Below are 16,895 nucleotides of genomic sequence, written 5' to 3' on the forward strand. Positions count from 1 at the left end.
TAGTAAACAAGCTAATCGAAGTTCTAATAAAAAGGGCTTGATTATAGAAAGCGGACTGAGAGGTTCGTGAAAAGGTAAAGTCTAAGAATACCAATATAAGGAAATGTTGGACGAAGCCTAAAGTAAAAAGTGCCTAAAAGGCAAGGGTAAGATAATAATTTGCGAAAAGCAAATGATTATAAAAAAATATAAAGGAGTTTTATTATGAAAAAAAGATTTTTATCACTAATCATGGCATTAGCGATGATGATTGGCGTATTCACCCCATTGTTGTCAAGTGCTGCTAATGATGAAGTGACAGTTCCAACTGGAAAAGTTGAACAAGGTCAACTACAAGATACAAAACCAACAGAAACTACTGTTAATCTTTACAAGTTGACAACTAAGAAAAGCTACAAAGCTGGTGCACCATGGAATCACACTGGTGGAAAAATTGATCCTAAAGAATATGCTAATTTAGGTTCAGGTGTTACAGCATTAGCAGGAGCTCAATTTACATTCTACAAAATCAATGGAAAAAATGATGTAGAAAATGAAAAAATCCTTGAACTTTTAAATGCTAACGCAAGTAGCTTTAAAACAGTAGCTCAAATGAACGATTTAATTGCTAATGGAAAAACTGAATTAACTCCAAGCAAAGTTGATAATACTTTGAACGCAATCGCAAAAAACAAACTTTCAATTGCAACTGGTGAAGGTTTAACAGATGGACATACAGCTGATACAACTGCTGAAGGTTTAGCAACAGTTACACTTGGTGAAGGATACTATTGGGTAGTTGAAAGTAAAGCACCAGATAAAGTAACTGGACAAGTAGCAGTACCATTTGGATTAACACTTCCACTAACAAATGCATATGATGTTACAAATGAAAATGGAGATGTAATCGCAAAAGCTGGTACTAAGTACCTTAACCCTGTTCACATTTATCCAAAGAACATTGAAACAAATGATGTAAAAATTGACAAGAACTTCTTAAAAGAAAAAACTGGTAAAATGACAGATGCAGAATTTGCTCAATTTAAAAAAGAAGCTATTGCAAGCGGATATACTGAAGAACAAATTAACAAATGGCAAGCAGACATAAATAATTACAATGCTGAAAAAGCTAAAGTTGCACTTTCAGTAGGTACAAAGGCACCTTACGACATCGTAACTGAAATTCCACAAAACTATAACTACACTTCTATGTCTTGGTCAGATATTATGTCTAAGGGACTAACATTTAATAACGACCTTAAAGTAACAGTTTCTCAAGAAGGACAAGAAGATAAAGTATATAACTTTACAGATGCTGCTACAGTAGCAGGAGCAACATATAAACAAGGAAGCTATGGATTCGATTTAACATTCGATGAAAATGGCGCTATAATGACAGATATATTGGCAAAAGCTAAAAATGGAGCTGTAAAGGTTCGTTTACAATATTCTGCAACTGTAAATAACAAAACAGTAGTTGATAATTATGAAAACAACAAGGTTTCATTCACACCAGGTAAACCAAATCCAACACCAAATTTAACACCTGCAGATAACAAGATTGAAGTTACAAAAGCTTGGGATGATGGAAAAGGTGGAACTACTGCACCTACAGGTGTTGAAGTAACTTACTTCCTAATTAACAGTAAAGGCGAAGTTGTTGACTCTGTTACTAAGAAAGGTCTAGACTTCAACCACACATTTAATATTGATGAAAAAATAGCAAACGACACATTCACTGTAAGAGAAGTTGTACGTGGATACAAAGCAGCTTATAAATCAGAAGCTGATGGAAAAGTTACTGTAACTAATAAAATTAATCCAGATGTTCTAGTACCAACAAACCCAGAAATAACTACTGGTGGTAAGAAGTTTGTCAAAGCAGACCAAACAACTGGCGAAAGATTAACTGGAGCAGAATTCGAAGTTTATGATGCTCAAACAAAAGGAAAAGTTTTAGCTTATGTTACAACAAAAGAAGCTGAAACTCTTAAAAAAGCAGTTACAGATGCAAAAACTGCTTTAGATAAAGCAATAGATGCTTATAATAATCTATCAGCTGAAGATCAAAAAGGCGAAAAAGGAAAACAAGCTAAAACTGCAATTAATACAGCTCAAAAGAAATACAATGATGCAGTAGTTGCAGCAGCACAACAATACAAATGGGTTGAAACAACTGACAAAACTGCTGAAAGAGTAAAATTAGTTTCTGATGGACAAGGTAAGTTTGAAATAACTGGTCTTGCATACGGAACATATTATTTACAAGAAACAAAAGCTCCAAAAGGATATGCTCTAAATGAAGCAAGATATGAATTTAAAATTGCTAAGGGTTCTTATAGCGCTACTGCAGGTGGAGTAACTTATGAATCAGACGATCCAGTAAGTGACAAAACTGTTGGTGGAGCTCAAAGAATAGACAATAAGAAAGTAACTATCCCACAAACAGGTGGTATTGGTACTATTATCTTCACTGCAATTGGTCTTGCAATAATGGCATCAGCTATTATCGCTATCAAAAAAAGACAAGCAACTGAAGCTAGATAATAACTAAAAGAAGAGAGGAAAAGCAATTTTCCTTCTTCTAAAAGTGCAAATACATCACATATTTGCACTTTTAGAAGAATATAACAATATTAATATAGAACTAAAAATGGAAGGTAATAATATGAAGATTTTAAAAAAGATATTAATGGTTATGGTAATGGTGGCGATGACTCTTACTAGCAGTTCATTTGCCGCGGGTGATTATTCGATAACTGTGAAGGTAGATAAGAAGCTAGGAGAGGCTCGTGGAGATATTTCGTTGTGGAAGGTGTCTGATGAACAAGTGCCATACGATAATAAATCAAGTAAGCTTGATGAACTTAACAAGTTATCTATTGAAGAGTTGAATTCTAAGTATTCCAATCCAACTGTATTGGCGTTTAATGACAATCAAATTGTGTTTGATAAGTTGAGTGCCGGTGCATATTATATGAGGGATACTTCTGGAATAAAAAGGGACAAGGATATTGTTCCTGCTTTGATTAACCTTCCAGATGATGTGGAGAATGACAGCAAGAATGTGACTATTCATGCGAAGGAATCTTCTACGAATGTTAGACTTGTGAAGGTGGACGAGAGCGGCAATCCTTTGAAGGGTGCGAAGTTTAAGTTACTTGTTAGACGTGGTAGCGAGTATGTTGAGTTGAAGAACAAGGATACTTTGAAAAAAGATGACAAGCTTGAACTATCTCCAAAAGATGACAACAGATCCAAGGTAAAATCTGAAGAAAACGTAGATGAGTCGAAGGACGAAAATTCTAAGTCTGAAAAAGATGAAGAAAAATCCAAGGATGAAAAAAAGGAAGAAAAGTCCAGCGAAGAATCTAAGAAAGAGGAAAAATCTGATGAGGGCTTGTATATTTCCAACGAATCTGGTGAGATTATAATCAACGATATTAAAAAGGGCGATTATATTTTCAGAGAGGTGGAAGCTCCAGCAGGTTATGTGATTAAGAATGTGGACACTAAGTTTACTATTTCTGATAAGTCTGTGGAACTTAGGGTTGTGAATAGTAAGACTTCTACTGACAAGGGCAGACATGATTTCATGAAGACTGATGAAGCGAAGAAGCCTTTGGGTGGTGCGATGTTCAAGGTTATGACTAAGAACAAAGACGGAAAGTTTGAGCCAGTGAAGAAGGACGGCAAGGATTATATCGTGACAAGTGCTGACAATGGTAAGTTTGCTGTTGAAGATATGGATTATGGTAAGTATTACTTGGTTGAGATAAAAGCTCCACAAGGTTTCATTTTGTTGAGTGATCCTGTGGAATTTGAAATCAAAAAACAAGCCGATAATAAGACTATTTCCATTGCTTTCATTACTAACAAGAGTGATACTATTACAAGAACTCCAGGCGGAGATATTACACGCGGTGGTAAGATTCCAAAGACTGGGGACATTAGGTTTTTCATGAGTATGATTGGCGGTGCGATTATGTTCTTTATTGGTAAGTGGATAATTGCGAAGGACGATAAGTTAATAGGAAAAAATATTAAGTAATTCGAAAAATAGATTTGAGAATATGTAAAAATAAACCCTCATGCTAGGTGGTCTACAATTTTGTGAGATGTGTTATTGGTGTGAGGGTTTGGTTATGTTCGGTATCAAATATTTTTCGATTTTATTTTTTTAAGGTATAATTGACTTAGAAACCGGTATTTGAGAAAGGTAATTGCAATGTGGAAGAAGATTAAGCATAATTTTGTGTTTATTTTAATATTTTTGTTGGGATTTGGTGTGATGATGTATCCTGTGATTTCTAGGTTGTATTATAGGGTGGATTCCACTAATCAAGTGAAGGAGTTCGACAAGGCTGTGAAGGGTTTGTCGAAGGAGGAATTGGATAAGAGGTTGGCACTTGCAAAGGGCTACAATGATTCGTTGAATAATGTGGTGAGCAAGGATCCTTATGATAAGAAGAACCAAGAAGAGGGCAGGAAGGCTTATGCGAGAATGCTTGAGGTGAAGGAAAAGATGGGCCACGTGGAGATTCCGAAGATTAATCAGGATTTGCCGATGTATGCTGGTACGAGCGAGGATGTGTTGCAGATTGGGATTGGTCACTTAGAGGGGACTTCTCTTCCTATTGGGGGGAACAATACTCATGCAGTGCTGACTGCTCATAGTGGGCTTCCTACGGCGAAGTTGTTTACTGATTTGAAGATGATGAAGATTGGCGATAAGTTCTATGTTCACAATATTTTCGGAACGCTTGCTTATCAGGTGGATCAGATTAAGATTGTGGAACCTTCGAATTTCAATGATTTGCTGATTGTGAAGGGGCATGATTATTGTACGTTACTTACTTGTACTCCTATTATGATTAATTCGCACAGGCTTTTGGTTAGGGGTCACAGGGTTCCTTATGTTCCGGCTGTGGATGAGGCGTTGATTGCTGATAACAAGGCAAGTTATATTTACAGGTATTTGTTCTATGTTTCTTTGGTTATTATCGCTATTTTGTTGTATTTGATTTATCGTCAACGTAAGGCGAAGAAGAGATTGAAAGAACTGGATGTAGAGGATAAGCATGAAGAAGTCTAAGTTAAAGGAAAATTTGAAGTATGTGTTGATTTTCTTGGTGGGGTTTGCTGTGGCGATGTATCCTTTGATTTCGAGGTTGTACTACAGGATTGAGGCTAACAGTGCGGTGCACGATTTTGACACGAATGCCAAGAAGATGGACAAGAAGGAGATTGACAGGAGGATTAGGCTCGCTCAGATTTACAACAAGACTTTGGATCCTAGTAAACTTGCGGATCCTTATTCTGAGAAGGAAAAGAAGAATGCGATTAGCGAGTATGCCAGGATGCTTGAGGTAAAAGAAAAGATAGGCCACGTTGAGATTCCAAAGATTAATCAGGATTTGCCGATTTACGCTGGTACGAGTGAGGAGGTTTTGCAAAAGGGTGTTGGTCACTTGGAGGGGACTTCCCTTCCTGTTGGTGGCAAAGGGACTCACACTGTATTGACTGCTCACAGGGGGCTTCCTACGGCGAAGCTGTTTACTGATTTGAACAAGATGAAGAAGGGCGATGTGTTCTACATTCACAATATCAAAGAGGTGTTGGCGTACAAGGTTATCGACGTTTTTGTTGTGGAACCGAGCGATTTCGACAAGGTTTTGGTTGTGGAGGGCAAGGATTATTGTACGTTGTTGACTTGTACTCCGTATATGATTAATTCGCACAGGTTGTTGGTGCGTGCTGAGCGTACTGAATACAATCCTGCTGCTGTGGAGAAGGATTTGGTGAGTCAAGTGACTGGTAAGTACAAGATTTATTTGATTATTTCACTGATTATTATCGCGATTTTGTTGTGGTATTACATTAGACAAAGAAGAAGGAAGAAGAATAATGAGATCAAGTAGGAAGTTTGGATATGTGATTTTGTTTGTGGGGATTGGGTTATTGACGTTTTGTCTGAGCAATTTGTCGTACAAGATTTTCTCGCAAGATAAAAAGATGGATGATTTTTTGAGGGCACAAGGTGAGATGTCGACTGAGCTTTCCGAAAGAATCGACAAATACAATTCGAATGTGAATGTGGATGAGACGGGTCTTGTGGATCCGTTTAATTCGGAAGATATTGAGCTTGAGAGTAGTAAGGTGATTGATGAGAATGGGATTTTCGGGTATTTGGAGATTCCGAAGATTAATTTCAAGAAGCCTATCTATTTGGGTGCGAGCTACAATCATTTGGCGAAGGGTGTCGGTCAACTTGACGGTACTTCGATTCCTGTGGGTGGTAAGGGCAGGCGTAGTGTGCTTGCGGGCCACAGGGGTTGGTACGGAGATATTATGCTATTGAAGGTAGGTCAATTGTATTCTAATGATGTGGTGTATGTGCATCATCATGGGAAGACGTTGACGTACAAGGTTGTTGGAAGAGAGTACATCAGTCCATCAGATTGGGATAGGTTGAAGCCTGTGGAAGACAAGGATATGCTGACGATATTGTCGTGCGATCCGATGTATCCTCCGTTTACTAGAAGGATTTTGATTAACTGCGTGAGGGTTGATGAGAATTCTGAAAAGGCTACGACAGATGCTACAAGTAAGAAAAATGCGGTGGAATTGAATGCGAAAAGCAATTCGTCATCAAAAACACTTGATTATGTTTTGTTGGCGCTTACAATCGTAGCGTGGATTGTGCTTATTGTGAATATTAGAAAATTCGTGTTGGATATTAGAAGGCATGGGAAATAAAATAAAGGGTAGTGCAATAGGTTTTCTATTGTGCTACCCTTTTTGTTTAAACTGAAAATTTTATCCGAAATATATTCCGAAAAACTGTGCTACTGATGCTAGTATTATGAATATGTGCCATATTGAATGGAAGTATTTGCGTTTTTTGGCGTAGAAATAGACTCCGATGGAATAGAGTATTCCTCCCGACAATATGAGTATAAATGAAGGCATTCCAGAGATTTGGATGACATTTTTCATAAGTAATACAGACATCCATCCCATTACTACGTAAAGTATGAGTGATTGCTTTTTGTATTTTTCTTGGAGATTTTTCTTGAATATTGTGATTTTGAGGATTATTCCTACTAGTGCTATAAGCCAAATGGCTACAAGAAATCCTACTCTTTGTGCGCCTTGTAACACTCTAACTATTATTGGCGTGAATGTTCCAGCTATGCAGATGAATATTGCGGAGTGGTCAAAATATCTGAGGACTTTTTTTGCTTTGGTGTTGGTGATGGCGTGATATAGCGTGGAAAATAGGAACATCAGCATTAGGCTTACTCCGTAGATTATGTTTGCAATTATGAGTGGAGGGTTGCCTTGTGATTTTATGATTAACAATACCATGAACGCTATTGCTATTAGTACGCCTACTCCATGTGTGACGGAGTTGAAGATTTCTTCGCCTATTGTGTATCTTTTATTAGTTTGTTGCATTAATTCCTCCTTTTTTATGTTAATGAAATTTTATTCTTTAATTGTGGTTATTTTATGAGTTTGTGAAAATGTTTGTGATGCGATTGATACAAATGGCAAAAGTGTGTGAATTAGGATATAATTGATGTAACGAATGATGAAAAAGAGGGATTTATGAGATATAGATTATATAATGCAGATGATTATGACAGATGTTGTGATTTGTTGAGAGATTCTAATATGAGGTACAGTTTTTCGGAGAAGAGCGATTGTAGATTGTTTGAGGACATTGTCGCTTCAGAGAGTTTCTGTGAGGATTGTACTTTTGTGTTGGAAGACGGTGACGCGATTTGTGGACTTTTGATGTTTACAAGATGCCGCGTGAGGAAGTTCGATGGGTTATTGCTGTCGATTTTCTACATTAACGATGAGCATTTGAGTGACGATAATGTGGATTTGCTTGTGGGAAACGCTGTGAATGATGTTATGAGTCGTGGCGTGAAATTTGTCTGCGTGATGGGAGAGCCTGATGTGTTCAGGAGGTTTGGTTTCACGAGGGCGAGAGACTACGGGATTTTGTGTCCTTTTTATGTGGAGGATGATTATTTCATGGCTAGATGCGAGGATGGTTTCAAGACTCGTGGAGAGCTTAGTTATGCAAGGGAGTTTTTTGAGTAATGAAGATTAGTTTGTGTGCTGTGGAGCAACGTTTGAATGATAAGGTATTTAATATGAAGCAGATTGAGAAATACGCGAGAGAGGAAGCTGAAAATGGAGCTGACTTGTGTGTGTTTGGTGAGAGTTTTCTGCAAGGGTTTGAGTGTTTGAGTTTTGTGTACAAGGATGATGTGGGTGTTCCTGTGACGCAAAATTCGAATGAGATTGCGGAGATTCGTAGGATTGCGAGGGAGAATGAGGTTGCGATTTCGTTCGGATATATTGAGAATGATCATGGTGCGTTTTATTCTTCGCAAATGACTGTGACGAAACGTGGGGAGATTTTGAACAATTACAGGAGAATGAGTCCTGGTTGGAAGGAGCCTTCTGCTTGCAGCGATTACAGGGAAGGCGATAAGTTGTATTTGTACAAGATGGATGGAGTGAGTTTCTCAACGTTGATTTGCGGTGATTTCTGGGATGAGGATTTGTATACTTATATTTCTATGATTGACTCTGATATTTTGTTGTGGCCTGTGTTTGTCGATTTTTCGGTGAAGGACTGGTTTAAGAATGAGTTTGAGGACTACAAGAAACAATCGCAGCTTGTGCCGATGCCAGTGTTGTTTGTGAATTCGTTTGTGAATGAGGATGACAGGGCAAAGGGTGGCGCTTATGTGTTTTACCAAGGGAAGGTTGTTGAGGAATTGGAGCCAGGAGAAGCGGGTGTGTTGAGGTATGAGTTTGTAAGGTGAGGTATTAGAGAGTTTTAGATGGGATGTTGTTAGAGTTAGAGTAGAGAGTTCGTGAATAGATAGACAGGGGCAAGGTTATGATTGCAGGAATTAGGTTGTTTCATACCAGAATAAAAGGTTTAACTTCACTCCTCTAGCTTCCAAAAATTGGCAAACTCTAATCTCGAAATCCTAAAATTTGAAGCACGATTCGCTTACGCGGTCAAATTTTAGCCGGATTTCTGCGATTGAGTTTTCACAATTTTTTCCAGATGACTCGCTTAGTTAAAGCCTTTTATTCTAAAGGACTCATACCTCTGGGGGATTAGGGGGAGAAAGTTGATAATTCAACTCTCAAAATCCTAAATCAGTCCGCTTGCTTTGCAACGCTTCCTGATTTTGACGGATTTTTTAGAATGAATTTTCGTTTGTATGGGGCTGGTGCTTAGGTAGGTAAGGATAGAAGTTATGGTTGCTGGATTGGGAGCAGAGAGTTCGTGTGTAGGTAGACAGGGACAGGGTTTGTTGCTAGAATTACTCTGTTTCATACCAGAATAAAAGGTTTAACACGCTTCGTCTGGCTTCCAAAAATTGGAAAGCCTCTAATCTCGAAATCCTAAAATTTGAAGCACGCTTCGCTTACGCGGTCAAATTTTGGCGGATTTCTGCGATTGAGTTTTCACAATTTTTTCCAGATGACTCGCTTAGTTAAAGCCTTTTATTCTAAAAGAATTTACGGACAAACTGTTGTTTTTCGCATGACTTGGTGTAAAAATTCGTGAGGTGCATTGAAAAGCAAGGGTAAGTGTTGCATAGGAGCAGGTTTGCTCGAATATCTGGTCTACAGAAATTTGTGATTTCTAAATCTTGGTCTCCTAAAATTTGAAGCTCGTGCTCCGCACTCAAGCGGTCAAATTTTAGCCGGAGCCCTTCGGTTTGAAATCAGCAAAATTTCTTCCGAATGATATTCTTCGCAAAAACTCGCTTCCTACGTTAGTTTTTCTATCTACAACTGTATTTTTAATGAATGCATGAAATACCCTAAAAATTGTGGTTATGAATTTGAAAATTACGATAGGTTTAAATATTTCTAAATGAGAAAAAAAGCAGATTACTACAATTGCGGTAGAATATCATCTGGAGAAAATAAGTATAAATCCAAGCGAAATAAACCGTTAAGAAATCTCACTGGTGCCAGAGCGAAGCTCGCACTTGAGATTTTAGGTTTATGAGCTTAGGATTTATTTATTTTCGTAAGCCAGATATTCGGGCAATTGTGGTTTTCTGCTTTGTATGAATTTATGATATGTTGGCAAATTTTGTTGGCAAAAAAATTAGGCACACTATTTAGTGCACCTTGGTATAACCTAAAAATAGGTTTCCGTATCCTTAACTTATAAGGCTTTTGGTGAGTTTATTATACCACAAAATGAAAAAAAAGAAGCTGTTTTGCAGCTTCTTTCCTAATTCTATTAGAATTTGTTTACTAGATTTTCTAATGTTTCGAGTTTGATTTGTGGATTCCATTCTGATCCGCTATCTTCTAGTTGTTTGATGTATGCTTGTTTGTCTTCTTTGTAGTAGTCCATTGTATTTTTCAATGCTTTGACTGCCATTTTGAAGTTTTCTGTGTCTTTTACTTCTGAGACTTTTTTGATGAAGTATTGTTGTGATTGTTCTGGTTTTGTTTCTAGGAATTCGCATCTGTTGACTATTTCTGTGAATAGTCTGTCCATTTTAAGTGATGCTCCTGCTGTTCCTACTTCGTATTTTTCTAATCTTTCTACGAATTCATCTATTGTTGCTTTTTCATCATCTGTGAGTTCTTGTTGGTTATCTTTTTTTGGTTCGTCTTTTTCTGTAGGTTCTGTTGTTTCTTCAGGTTTTTTGTCTTCTTTGTCTTCTTTTTCTTCTTTGTCTTCTTTTTTGTTTTCTTGTGTGTCAGCTGCTGTGTCTTTTTTGTTGTTTTCAGCTGTCGATGTTGTTGTATCTGGTTTATTTAATGATTGTTCGCTGCTGCAGCTTGATAGCGATACTGAAGCGATTAATGCAAGTAATAATCCAAATTTTTTAATGTTTTTCATAAAATCCTCCTCCGATTTCTTTATATATATTATACCACTATTTCGATTTTCCAATCAGGAGAATGTCTACAATATAGCTACGATTATACTAAGATGCCTATTATTATGGTGATTATGAGAAGCATTATGATGTGAAGTACGATGTCTAGGTAGACTGCGGCTAATAATTCTATTAGGTAGGTGTTGATTTTGGAGTTGAGGTTAGATTCTGCGGGTATTACTGTCCAATTGACTTTCATTTTGTTGCAGATGAGTTTGGTTCTGAATGCGTGGAAGTTGTTGGTGATGACGCAGACTTTTTTTCTGTCGCACTCTGCATCTTGCTGTTGTATGAGTGTTTTTACGTATTCTATATTTTGCATTGTGTTCATGGCAAGTTTTTCCAATAAAATATCTGTGTCCTGGATGTTGTTTTGGACGGCGAAGTTTTTCATGGCTACGGATTCTTCGATGTCTCCGTTGGATTTGCCGCCGGAAAATATCATAATGCTTTTATTGGTTCTGTAGTAGGCAAATGATGTGAGCATTCTTTGTTTGATGAGCTCAGAGAGTTCGATTCCTTTCATGGATCCTCCGAGGACTACGATGTAGTCAAAATCTGTGGCGATTTTTCGGTATTTGATTATGAGGTTTCCAAGTAGGTGTGACAGTACAATTAAGCTCAGATACAAATTCATTCCTATTATGTATTTGTAAAGGTCAAATATTTTGAACAGGTTTATTGCTATCATTGCGATGTATAATAAACTTGCCGATAAGTGAAGTGCGATGTTGGCTTTGACTTTTGCTTTTTGGTAGAGTCTGTATGATATTATCGCAAGGATAAATAAATTTGTGATAAGGTTGATCGCTATGATTATGTTCAAGATAATATTTGAACGTGGCGCAAATATTAGTCCGATGGCACTAATTACGAACAAAACGATGCTTGTTGCTGTGAACATACTTATGAAGTTGTCTGTGGCTGCGATTATTAGAAGTATCGCAGATATTAGTAGTAGTGTGTACATTTGTTTTCCTTTCACGAAAAATTATATCACACATTGTGGGTGTGGTTGATGATATAATCATATTAAGAAGGGGGTTTTTATGAGAGGTTTAGTGTTGGAAGGCGGCGGAGCGAGGGGCTGCTATCAGATTGGCGCTTACAAGGCGTTGGTGGAAATGGGAATTGACTTTGATTATGTCGTGGGAACTTCGATTGGAGCTATCAATGCGGCTATGATTTGCCAGGGAGATTGGGAGATTGCGTATAAATTGTGGGAGAATTTGACTTACGATGATGTGATTAGCGTAAAGGACAATGATGTCAATTCTATTATGAAAGAGAGGCTTTGCTTGGAAAATGCAAGGGATAAGCTAGGCTTGGCGAAGGATTTTTTTGATAACAAGGGTTTCGGGGTGGAGCCTTTGAATGAGTTGTTGAGTAAATATATTGATGAGAAAAGAGTTCGTGAATCTAAGATGAAGTTCGGGCTTAATACTGTGGATGTGGAACAAAGGAAGGTTTTGAATTTGTTTATTGAGGATATTCCACAAGGTCACTTGCGAGATTATTTGCGTGCGAGTTCCAATTTATTGGTGTTTAAGCAAGAAAAATTGGACGGCAAGAGGTTGATTGACGGCGGATATATGGAGAATAATCCGTACAAGATGATTGATGATGTGTGCGATGAGGTTGTTATTGTGTCGTTGAAGCCGTATTTGTTGACGAATAAGTTGAAGAAAAATCCAAAATACACGATTATTAAAACGTGGGACAGAGACTTCCCAAAAATTTTGGAGTTTGAAAAGGAAAAGATGCGATACGGGCTGAAGCTTGGATATGATGATGCGATGAAGGTGTATGCGGATTTGAAAAAAGAAAATTTGTAGAATTATTGGAAAATATGTTGAAATTTTGAAAATTATGTAGAAAAAAATTTTCGTTAGTTGTATAATATTTAATATAGAGAATTTTTAGAGAGAAGGAGGTCTGAATAATGAGCATTAAAATTAATAATGAAGTAGTTGAAATGATGCTATATTTCTGGCAATCAGCGTCAGAAGGTCAAAAGGTTGCAGAATCTTTTATCATTGATGTGGCTAATAGAGACGAAATGAAATTAATATACAATGACAAATTTGATGAGGAAGCTGTTAGAAGAGTTTTATCATCTATTACAAACAAAGAGCTTTTGAATGGTGGAAGTCCTGAAGAAAAAAGATTCTGGAACAACAACATGTGGATGATGGAAGATATGGGTGTGGTTGAAGCCATGGTTGACCCTATCAAACATTTGAACCTTGATGATGTTGAAACAGACAAGAAGGAATTGATTTTCGTTCCAGGTCATATTGAAGAACACTATGATTTGGGAGACAAATTAGTTGTGAACTTCTTCAAGGTATCTGTGGATATTTTTGGTGGCACAGGTGCTGTTACTATGGACGGAGAAGATTTCAGAGAACACATCATTAAATTATTGCAAAAATAGAATTTGCTAATAGGGCTCTTTATGAGCCCTATTTTTTATTGCAAAAGTAAAGGAGTAAGTATGTTAAAAAGGTATAAGTGGTTTATTAATTACTACAAGAAAAGCTACATAATCGCAATTATCGCACTTATTTTTGATTATGCTTTCAAGTTGGTTTTGCCGTACATGATTGGTAATGTGGCGGACAATATTTTCAACAAGAATGTGACAGCTGAAAATTTGAAGATTAATTTGGGAATTTGCTTGGTTGCAAGTGTGTTGTGTTATGTGGTTAGCGTTGTGTGGAATTTGAATGTGTTTAGGGGCGATGACACGATTAGGTATTTGGTGACGACTAGGTTGTACGACAAATATCTGAAGCAATCGCCGGAGTTTTTTGAGAAGAATTCCACTGGGTCTTTGATGGGGAAGGCTACAAATGATCCGTACGCTTTGGGAGATTTTGCGGGATACGGTCTGATGAGTTTATTCGATTCGACTTTTTATCCTATTTTAATAGTTATCGTGATGATTGTGACGACGGATTTCAGGTTGACTTTGTTAAGTGTGCTTCCACTTCCGATTTTGGTTGTGGTGAGCAACAAAATCGGCAACAAATTGAATACGACTTTTGATGAGTCGCAAAAATCGTTTGATAAGATGAATGATCAGACTTTGGAAACTGTAAGTGGTGTGCGTGTGGTTCGTGCGAATAATTTGAAGGATTTTCAAAGAAAGAAGTTCCAAGATAGAGCGGATGATTTGTACGAAAAAAACATGGCGACTGCAAAGTTAATCGCATGGTATGGCCCAATCCAAAAGCCTATTGAGGTTATGACGTATGTGTTGGCGATTTCTTACGGAACTTATTTGATACGAACAGGAAACATTACAGTGGGAAGACTGATGAGTTTTATGTTTTATTTGAATTTGTTGATTTGGCCGATGATTGGCATGGGCGATTTCATCAGCGTGAAGAAGCAAGCCGATGCGAGTATGGACAGAATTCAAGAGGTGTGGGATTACAAGGAAGACATTGTGAATAAACCTGATGCTGTTGATTTGAAGGAAAATCCTACGATTGAGTTTAGGAATTTGTCGTTTAAGTATCCGAGTTCGAAGGAGAATGTTCTGAGTGATATCAATTTCTTAATTACACCTGGAAAAACTTTGGGAGTTTTGGGAAAAACTGGAAGCGGCAAGACTACTTTGTTGAAGCAATTTCTTAGATTTTACGATGTAGAAGATGGAGAAATACTTCTGAATGACAAAAACTTGACCGATTATACTATCGAATCAGTCAGAGAAAAAATGGGATATGTTCCACAAAACCATATGATTTTTTCGAAGACTATTGGCGAAAATATCAAGCTTACAAACAAGGATGCAACGGATAAAGAATTGATGGAAGCTATACGAATGAGCGATTTTGAGAAGGATTTGGATAAGCTTGTGAATGGAACGGATACGTTGTGTGGAGAAAAGGGGATTAGTTTGTCGGGCGGTCAAAAACAAAGGATTGCGTTGTCGAGAGCTTTGATAAAGAATCCGGATATTTTGATTATGGATGACTGCATGAGTGCTGTGGATGGAACAACGGAGAAGAATATTTTGGATAATTTCAGAAAAATTCGCTCCGGCAAGACGAATATCATCGCAACTCACAGAATTAGCCAGGTGAAGGATGCTGATGAGATTATCGTTCTTGAAAACGGCAGAATAGTGGAAAGAGGTAATCACGACTCTTTGATGAAACAAGATGGTTGGTACAAGGAGCAATATTTGAGACAGACAGTGGAGAGTGCTTATGAGAAAGAGTGTGACGAATAGAATAATAAAATACTCCCTAAACGAGAAGAAAAACTTGACGATAGGGATGATGTTTACGGTGTTGATGACTGTGTTCGAGATTATCGGGCCGATTATATTGGCGTATATCATCAACAATTTACTTACAGGAGAAAAACTTGTATACAATATTAGAAAATTAGCGTTGGTGTTGTGCTTGTATGCGGTGGTTTTCTTCGTGGATTCACTGTGGAAATACAATTCTACGGTGTATTTGGAGAAAACTGCGAACAAAATCGCACGAAGAATGCAGATGGATGTGTACGATCACATTCAAAAAATGCCGATATCATTTTACGATAATTTACCGGCGGGAAAAGTTGTCAGCAGGATTACAAACGACACGAAAACTGTGAAGAGTTTCTACCAAATGGTGTTGGCACAGCTTATGGTAAGCGTAATCGTGAGTATTTTTATGATTGCGATGGTGCTTATAACTGACACGAAAATCGGGATTATTGTGTGCCTATTTTTCCCAATTATGTTCTATATTTTTAAGAAATTTTTGCAAAAATCACGCTTTGCATTTACAAATATGAGAAAATACATTAGCGAAGAGAATGCGAAAATCAACGAAACAATAAACAATATTGAGATAATCAAGGCGTATAATTTGGAAGAGGATTTCAGCAAGGATTATGAAACTTCTGCGAAAAACGTGTATGATTACGGATATATGGTTACGAGGGCTTACGGTACAATGAGCTATAATGTATCGCAACTTCTCAGAAACTTTGCGACGATTACGATACTTGGAATTTACGCGTACAATGTTTTGACTGGAAATACTGATGTAAAATTGGGGAGCATGTATTTGACGATGGAATACACTTCGAGGACTTTCTTGTACATCAGTAACTGCGTGGAAAGAATGGGCTCATTGGAGCAATCGTTCAGTGCAGCAGAGCATGTGTTTGAATTGTTGGACACTGAGGTCGAGGAGTTTCCGGAACGAGAAATCGGCGATATCAAGGGCGATGTTAAGTTTGAAAATGTGGATTTTTCGTATATTGAAAACGAACCTGTGCTTAAAGATTTGTCGCTTGATATAAAAAGCGGAGAAAGTGTTGCATTCGTAGGATTTACTGGAAGTGGCAAGACTACGATAATCAATTTGCTTTTAGGATTTTATAAGCCGCAAAAAGGTGTAATCAAAATCGACGGAAAGAACTTCAACGATTACAGCGTGGATTCTATAAGGAAGAATATTTCGTTAGTGCCACAAGATCCGGTGCTTTTTATGGGAGATGTTAGGAGTAACATCAGGCTTGACAAGGATTTTACAGATGAAGAAGTCGAGAATGCGTTGAGGGATATCGGTGCGGACAGGTTGATAGATTTCAGAAATGGTCTTGACGAGGAAGTTAAGGACAACGGGGCAAGTTTCTCAGCAGGTGAAAAACAACTTATTGCATTTGCGAGAAGTTACATCACCAATCCGAAGATTTTGATTTTGGACGAGGCGACGGCAAACATCGATACGCAAACGGAAGCTGTGATTCAGTATGCGATTGACAAGCTTAAACAAAACAGGACTACATTTATAATTGCGCACAGATTGTCTACGATTAAAAACGTGGATTGCATTTACGTGTTGGACAAGGGTGTTATTGTAGAAAAAGGAACGCACGAAGAATTGTTGGCGAATGGCAAGATTTACACGAGAATGTATCGTGAACAAAACAAGAAGGGCTAAT

General features: G+C 37.6%; 14 protein-coding genes. 11 read left to right on the top strand and 3 right to left on the bottom strand.

The genetic code is table 11. The features are described from left to right. The first annotated feature begins 204 nt into the window (after nt 1–204). The 5 genes from ABDJ34_RS09515 to ABDJ34_RS09535 all read left to right on the top strand — a co-directional run bounded on the left by ABDJ34_RS09515 (nt 205) and on the right by ABDJ34_RS09535 (nt 6,738). Nucleotides 205–2,526, top strand: coding sequence for a SpaA isopeptide-forming pilin-related protein (locus ABDJ34_RS09515; RefSeq protein WP_412702185.1), 2,322 nt, complete (start codon nt 205–207; stop codon nt 2,524–2,526). Between the two features lie 121 nt (nt 2,527–2,647). Continuing rightward, a complete protein-coding gene (locus tag ABDJ34_RS09520) occupies nt 2,648–4,030 on the top strand; it encodes an MSCRAMM family protein (protein WP_412702186.1) in 1,383 nt (460 codons plus the stop codon). Nucleotides 4,031–4,207: 177 nt separating this feature from the next. Beyond that, complete coding sequence (locus ABDJ34_RS09525; protein ID WP_412702187.1) at nt 4,208–5,074, top strand: class C sortase; 867 nt, start codon at nt 4,208–4,210, stop codon at nt 5,072–5,074. Continuing rightward, the gene (locus ABDJ34_RS09530; protein WP_412702188.1) at nt 5,061–5,900 is read left to right on the top strand and encodes a class C sortase; all 840 of its coding nucleotides are present in this window, start codon (nt 5,061–5,063) and stop codon (nt 5,898–5,900) included. Before ABDJ34_RS09525 ends, ABDJ34_RS09530 begins: the two co-directional genes overlap by 14 nt. Next, nucleotides 5,887–6,738: a class C sortase gene (locus ABDJ34_RS09535; protein ID WP_412702189.1), complete on the top strand. Its 852-nt coding sequence runs from the start codon at nt 5,887–5,889 to the stop codon at nt 6,736–6,738. The genes ABDJ34_RS09530 and ABDJ34_RS09535 overlap by 14 nt, the downstream gene beginning before the upstream one ends. A gap of 60 nt (nt 6,739–6,798) precedes the next feature. Here the strand turns inward: ABDJ34_RS09535 and trhA are convergent, their stop codons facing one another. After that, a complete protein-coding gene (gene trhA / locus ABDJ34_RS09540) occupies nt 6,799–7,440 on the bottom strand; it encodes a PAQR family membrane homeostasis protein TrhA (RefSeq protein WP_412702190.1) in 642 nt (213 codons plus the stop codon). Nucleotides 7,441–7,593: 153 nt separating this feature from the next. Between trhA and ABDJ34_RS09545 the strand changes: the two genes are divergently transcribed. Further along, entirely contained in the window at nt 7,594–8,097 is a 504-nt protein-coding gene (locus ABDJ34_RS09545; RefSeq protein WP_412702191.1) for a GNAT family N-acetyltransferase, read from the top strand. Further along, a complete protein-coding gene (locus ABDJ34_RS09550; protein ID WP_412702192.1) occupies nt 8,097–8,831 on the top strand; it encodes a carbon-nitrogen hydrolase family protein in 735 nt (244 codons plus the stop codon). Before ABDJ34_RS09545 ends, ABDJ34_RS09550 begins: the two co-directional genes overlap by 1 nt. 1,451 nt (nt 8,832–10,282) lie before the next feature. Here ABDJ34_RS09550 and ABDJ34_RS09555 read toward each other — a convergent pair. After that, nucleotides 10,283–10,894 carry a hypothetical protein gene (locus ABDJ34_RS09555; RefSeq protein ID WP_412702193.1) on the bottom strand — a complete coding sequence of 204 codons (612 nt, stop codon included), beginning with the start codon at nt 10,892–10,894 and terminating at the stop codon, nt 10,283–10,285. Nucleotides 10,895–10,977: 83 nt separating this feature from the next. After that, on the bottom strand, nt 10,978–11,904 hold the full coding sequence (locus tag ABDJ34_RS09560; protein WP_412702194.1) for a YdcF family protein: 927 nt from the start codon (nt 11,902–11,904) through the stop codon (nt 10,978–10,980). Between the two features lie 79 nt (nt 11,905–11,983). Here ABDJ34_RS09560 and ABDJ34_RS09565 point away from each other — a divergent pair, with 79 nt between their 5' ends. The 4 genes from ABDJ34_RS09565 to ABDJ34_RS09580 all read left to right on the top strand — a co-directional run bounded on the left by ABDJ34_RS09565 (nt 11,984) and on the right by ABDJ34_RS09580 (nt 16,894). Then, nucleotides 11,984–12,769 carry a patatin-like phospholipase family protein gene (locus ABDJ34_RS09565; protein ID WP_412702195.1) on the top strand — a complete coding sequence of 262 codons (786 nt, stop codon included), beginning with the start codon at nt 11,984–11,986 and terminating at the stop codon, nt 12,767–12,769. A gap of 107 nt (nt 12,770–12,876) precedes the next feature. Continuing rightward, nucleotides 12,877–13,371, top strand: coding sequence for a TDE2712 family protein (locus ABDJ34_RS09570; protein ID WP_094204231.1), 495 nt, complete (start codon nt 12,877–12,879; stop codon nt 13,369–13,371). Between the two features lie 60 nt (nt 13,372–13,431). Continuing rightward, nucleotides 13,432–15,180: an ABC transporter ATP-binding protein gene (locus tag ABDJ34_RS09575; protein WP_412702196.1), complete on the top strand. Its 1,749-nt coding sequence runs from the start codon at nt 13,432–13,434 to the stop codon at nt 15,178–15,180. Next, the gene (locus ABDJ34_RS09580) at nt 15,158–16,894 is read left to right on the top strand and encodes an ABC transporter ATP-binding protein (protein WP_412702197.1); all 1,737 of its coding nucleotides are present in this window, start codon (nt 15,158–15,160) and stop codon (nt 16,892–16,894) included. Before ABDJ34_RS09575 ends, ABDJ34_RS09580 begins: the two co-directional genes overlap by 23 nt. Nucleotide 16,895: the final 1 nt, after the last annotated feature.

This window comes from Finegoldia dalianensis (genome assembly GCF_046255015.1).
Lineage (GTDB): Bacteria > Bacillota > Clostridia > Tissierellales > Peptoniphilaceae > Finegoldia > Finegoldia magna.

Coding starts and splice junctions, on each gene's coding strand:
- ABDJ34_RS09525 (WP_412702187.1), top strand. CDS start 4,208: ATGTGGAAGAAGATTAAGCATAATTTTGTGTTTATTTTAATATTTTTG.
- ABDJ34_RS09565 (WP_412702195.1), top strand. CDS start 11,984: ATGAGAGGTTTAGTGTTGGAAGGCGGCGGAGCGAGGGGCTGCTATCAG.
- ABDJ34_RS09555 (WP_412702193.1), bottom strand. CDS start 10,894: ATGAAAAACATTAAAAAATTTGGATTATTACTTGCATTAATCGCTTCA.
- ABDJ34_RS09545 (WP_412702191.1), top strand. CDS start 7,594: ATGAGATATAGATTATATAATGCAGATGATTATGACAGATGTTGTGAT.
- ABDJ34_RS09580 (WP_412702197.1), top strand. CDS start 15,158: ATGAGAAAGAGTGTGACGAATAGAATAATAAAATACTCCCTAAACGAG.
- ABDJ34_RS09535 (WP_412702189.1), top strand. CDS start 5,887: ATGAGATCAAGTAGGAAGTTTGGATATGTGATTTTGTTTGTGGGGATT.
- ABDJ34_RS09515 (WP_412702185.1), top strand. CDS start 205: ATGAAAAAAAGATTTTTATCACTAATCATGGCATTAGCGATGATGATT.
- ABDJ34_RS09570 (WP_094204231.1), top strand. CDS start 12,877: ATGAGCATTAAAATTAATAATGAAGTAGTTGAAATGATGCTATATTTC.
- ABDJ34_RS09575 (WP_412702196.1), top strand. CDS start 13,432: ATGTTAAAAAGGTATAAGTGGTTTATTAATTACTACAAGAAAAGCTAC.
- ABDJ34_RS09560 (WP_412702194.1), bottom strand. CDS start 11,904: ATGTACACACTACTACTAATATCTGCGATACTTCTAATAATCGCAGCC.
- ABDJ34_RS09530 (WP_412702188.1), top strand. CDS start 5,061: ATGAAGAAGTCTAAGTTAAAGGAAAATTTGAAGTATGTGTTGATTTTC.
- ABDJ34_RS09520 (WP_412702186.1), top strand. CDS start 2,648: ATGAAGATTTTAAAAAAGATATTAATGGTTATGGTAATGGTGGCGATG.
- trhA (WP_412702190.1), bottom strand. CDS start 7,440: ATGCAACAAACTAATAAAAGATACACAATAGGCGAAGAAATCTTCAAC.
- ABDJ34_RS09550 (WP_412702192.1), top strand. CDS start 8,097: ATGAAGATTAGTTTGTGTGCTGTGGAGCAACGTTTGAATGATAAGGTA.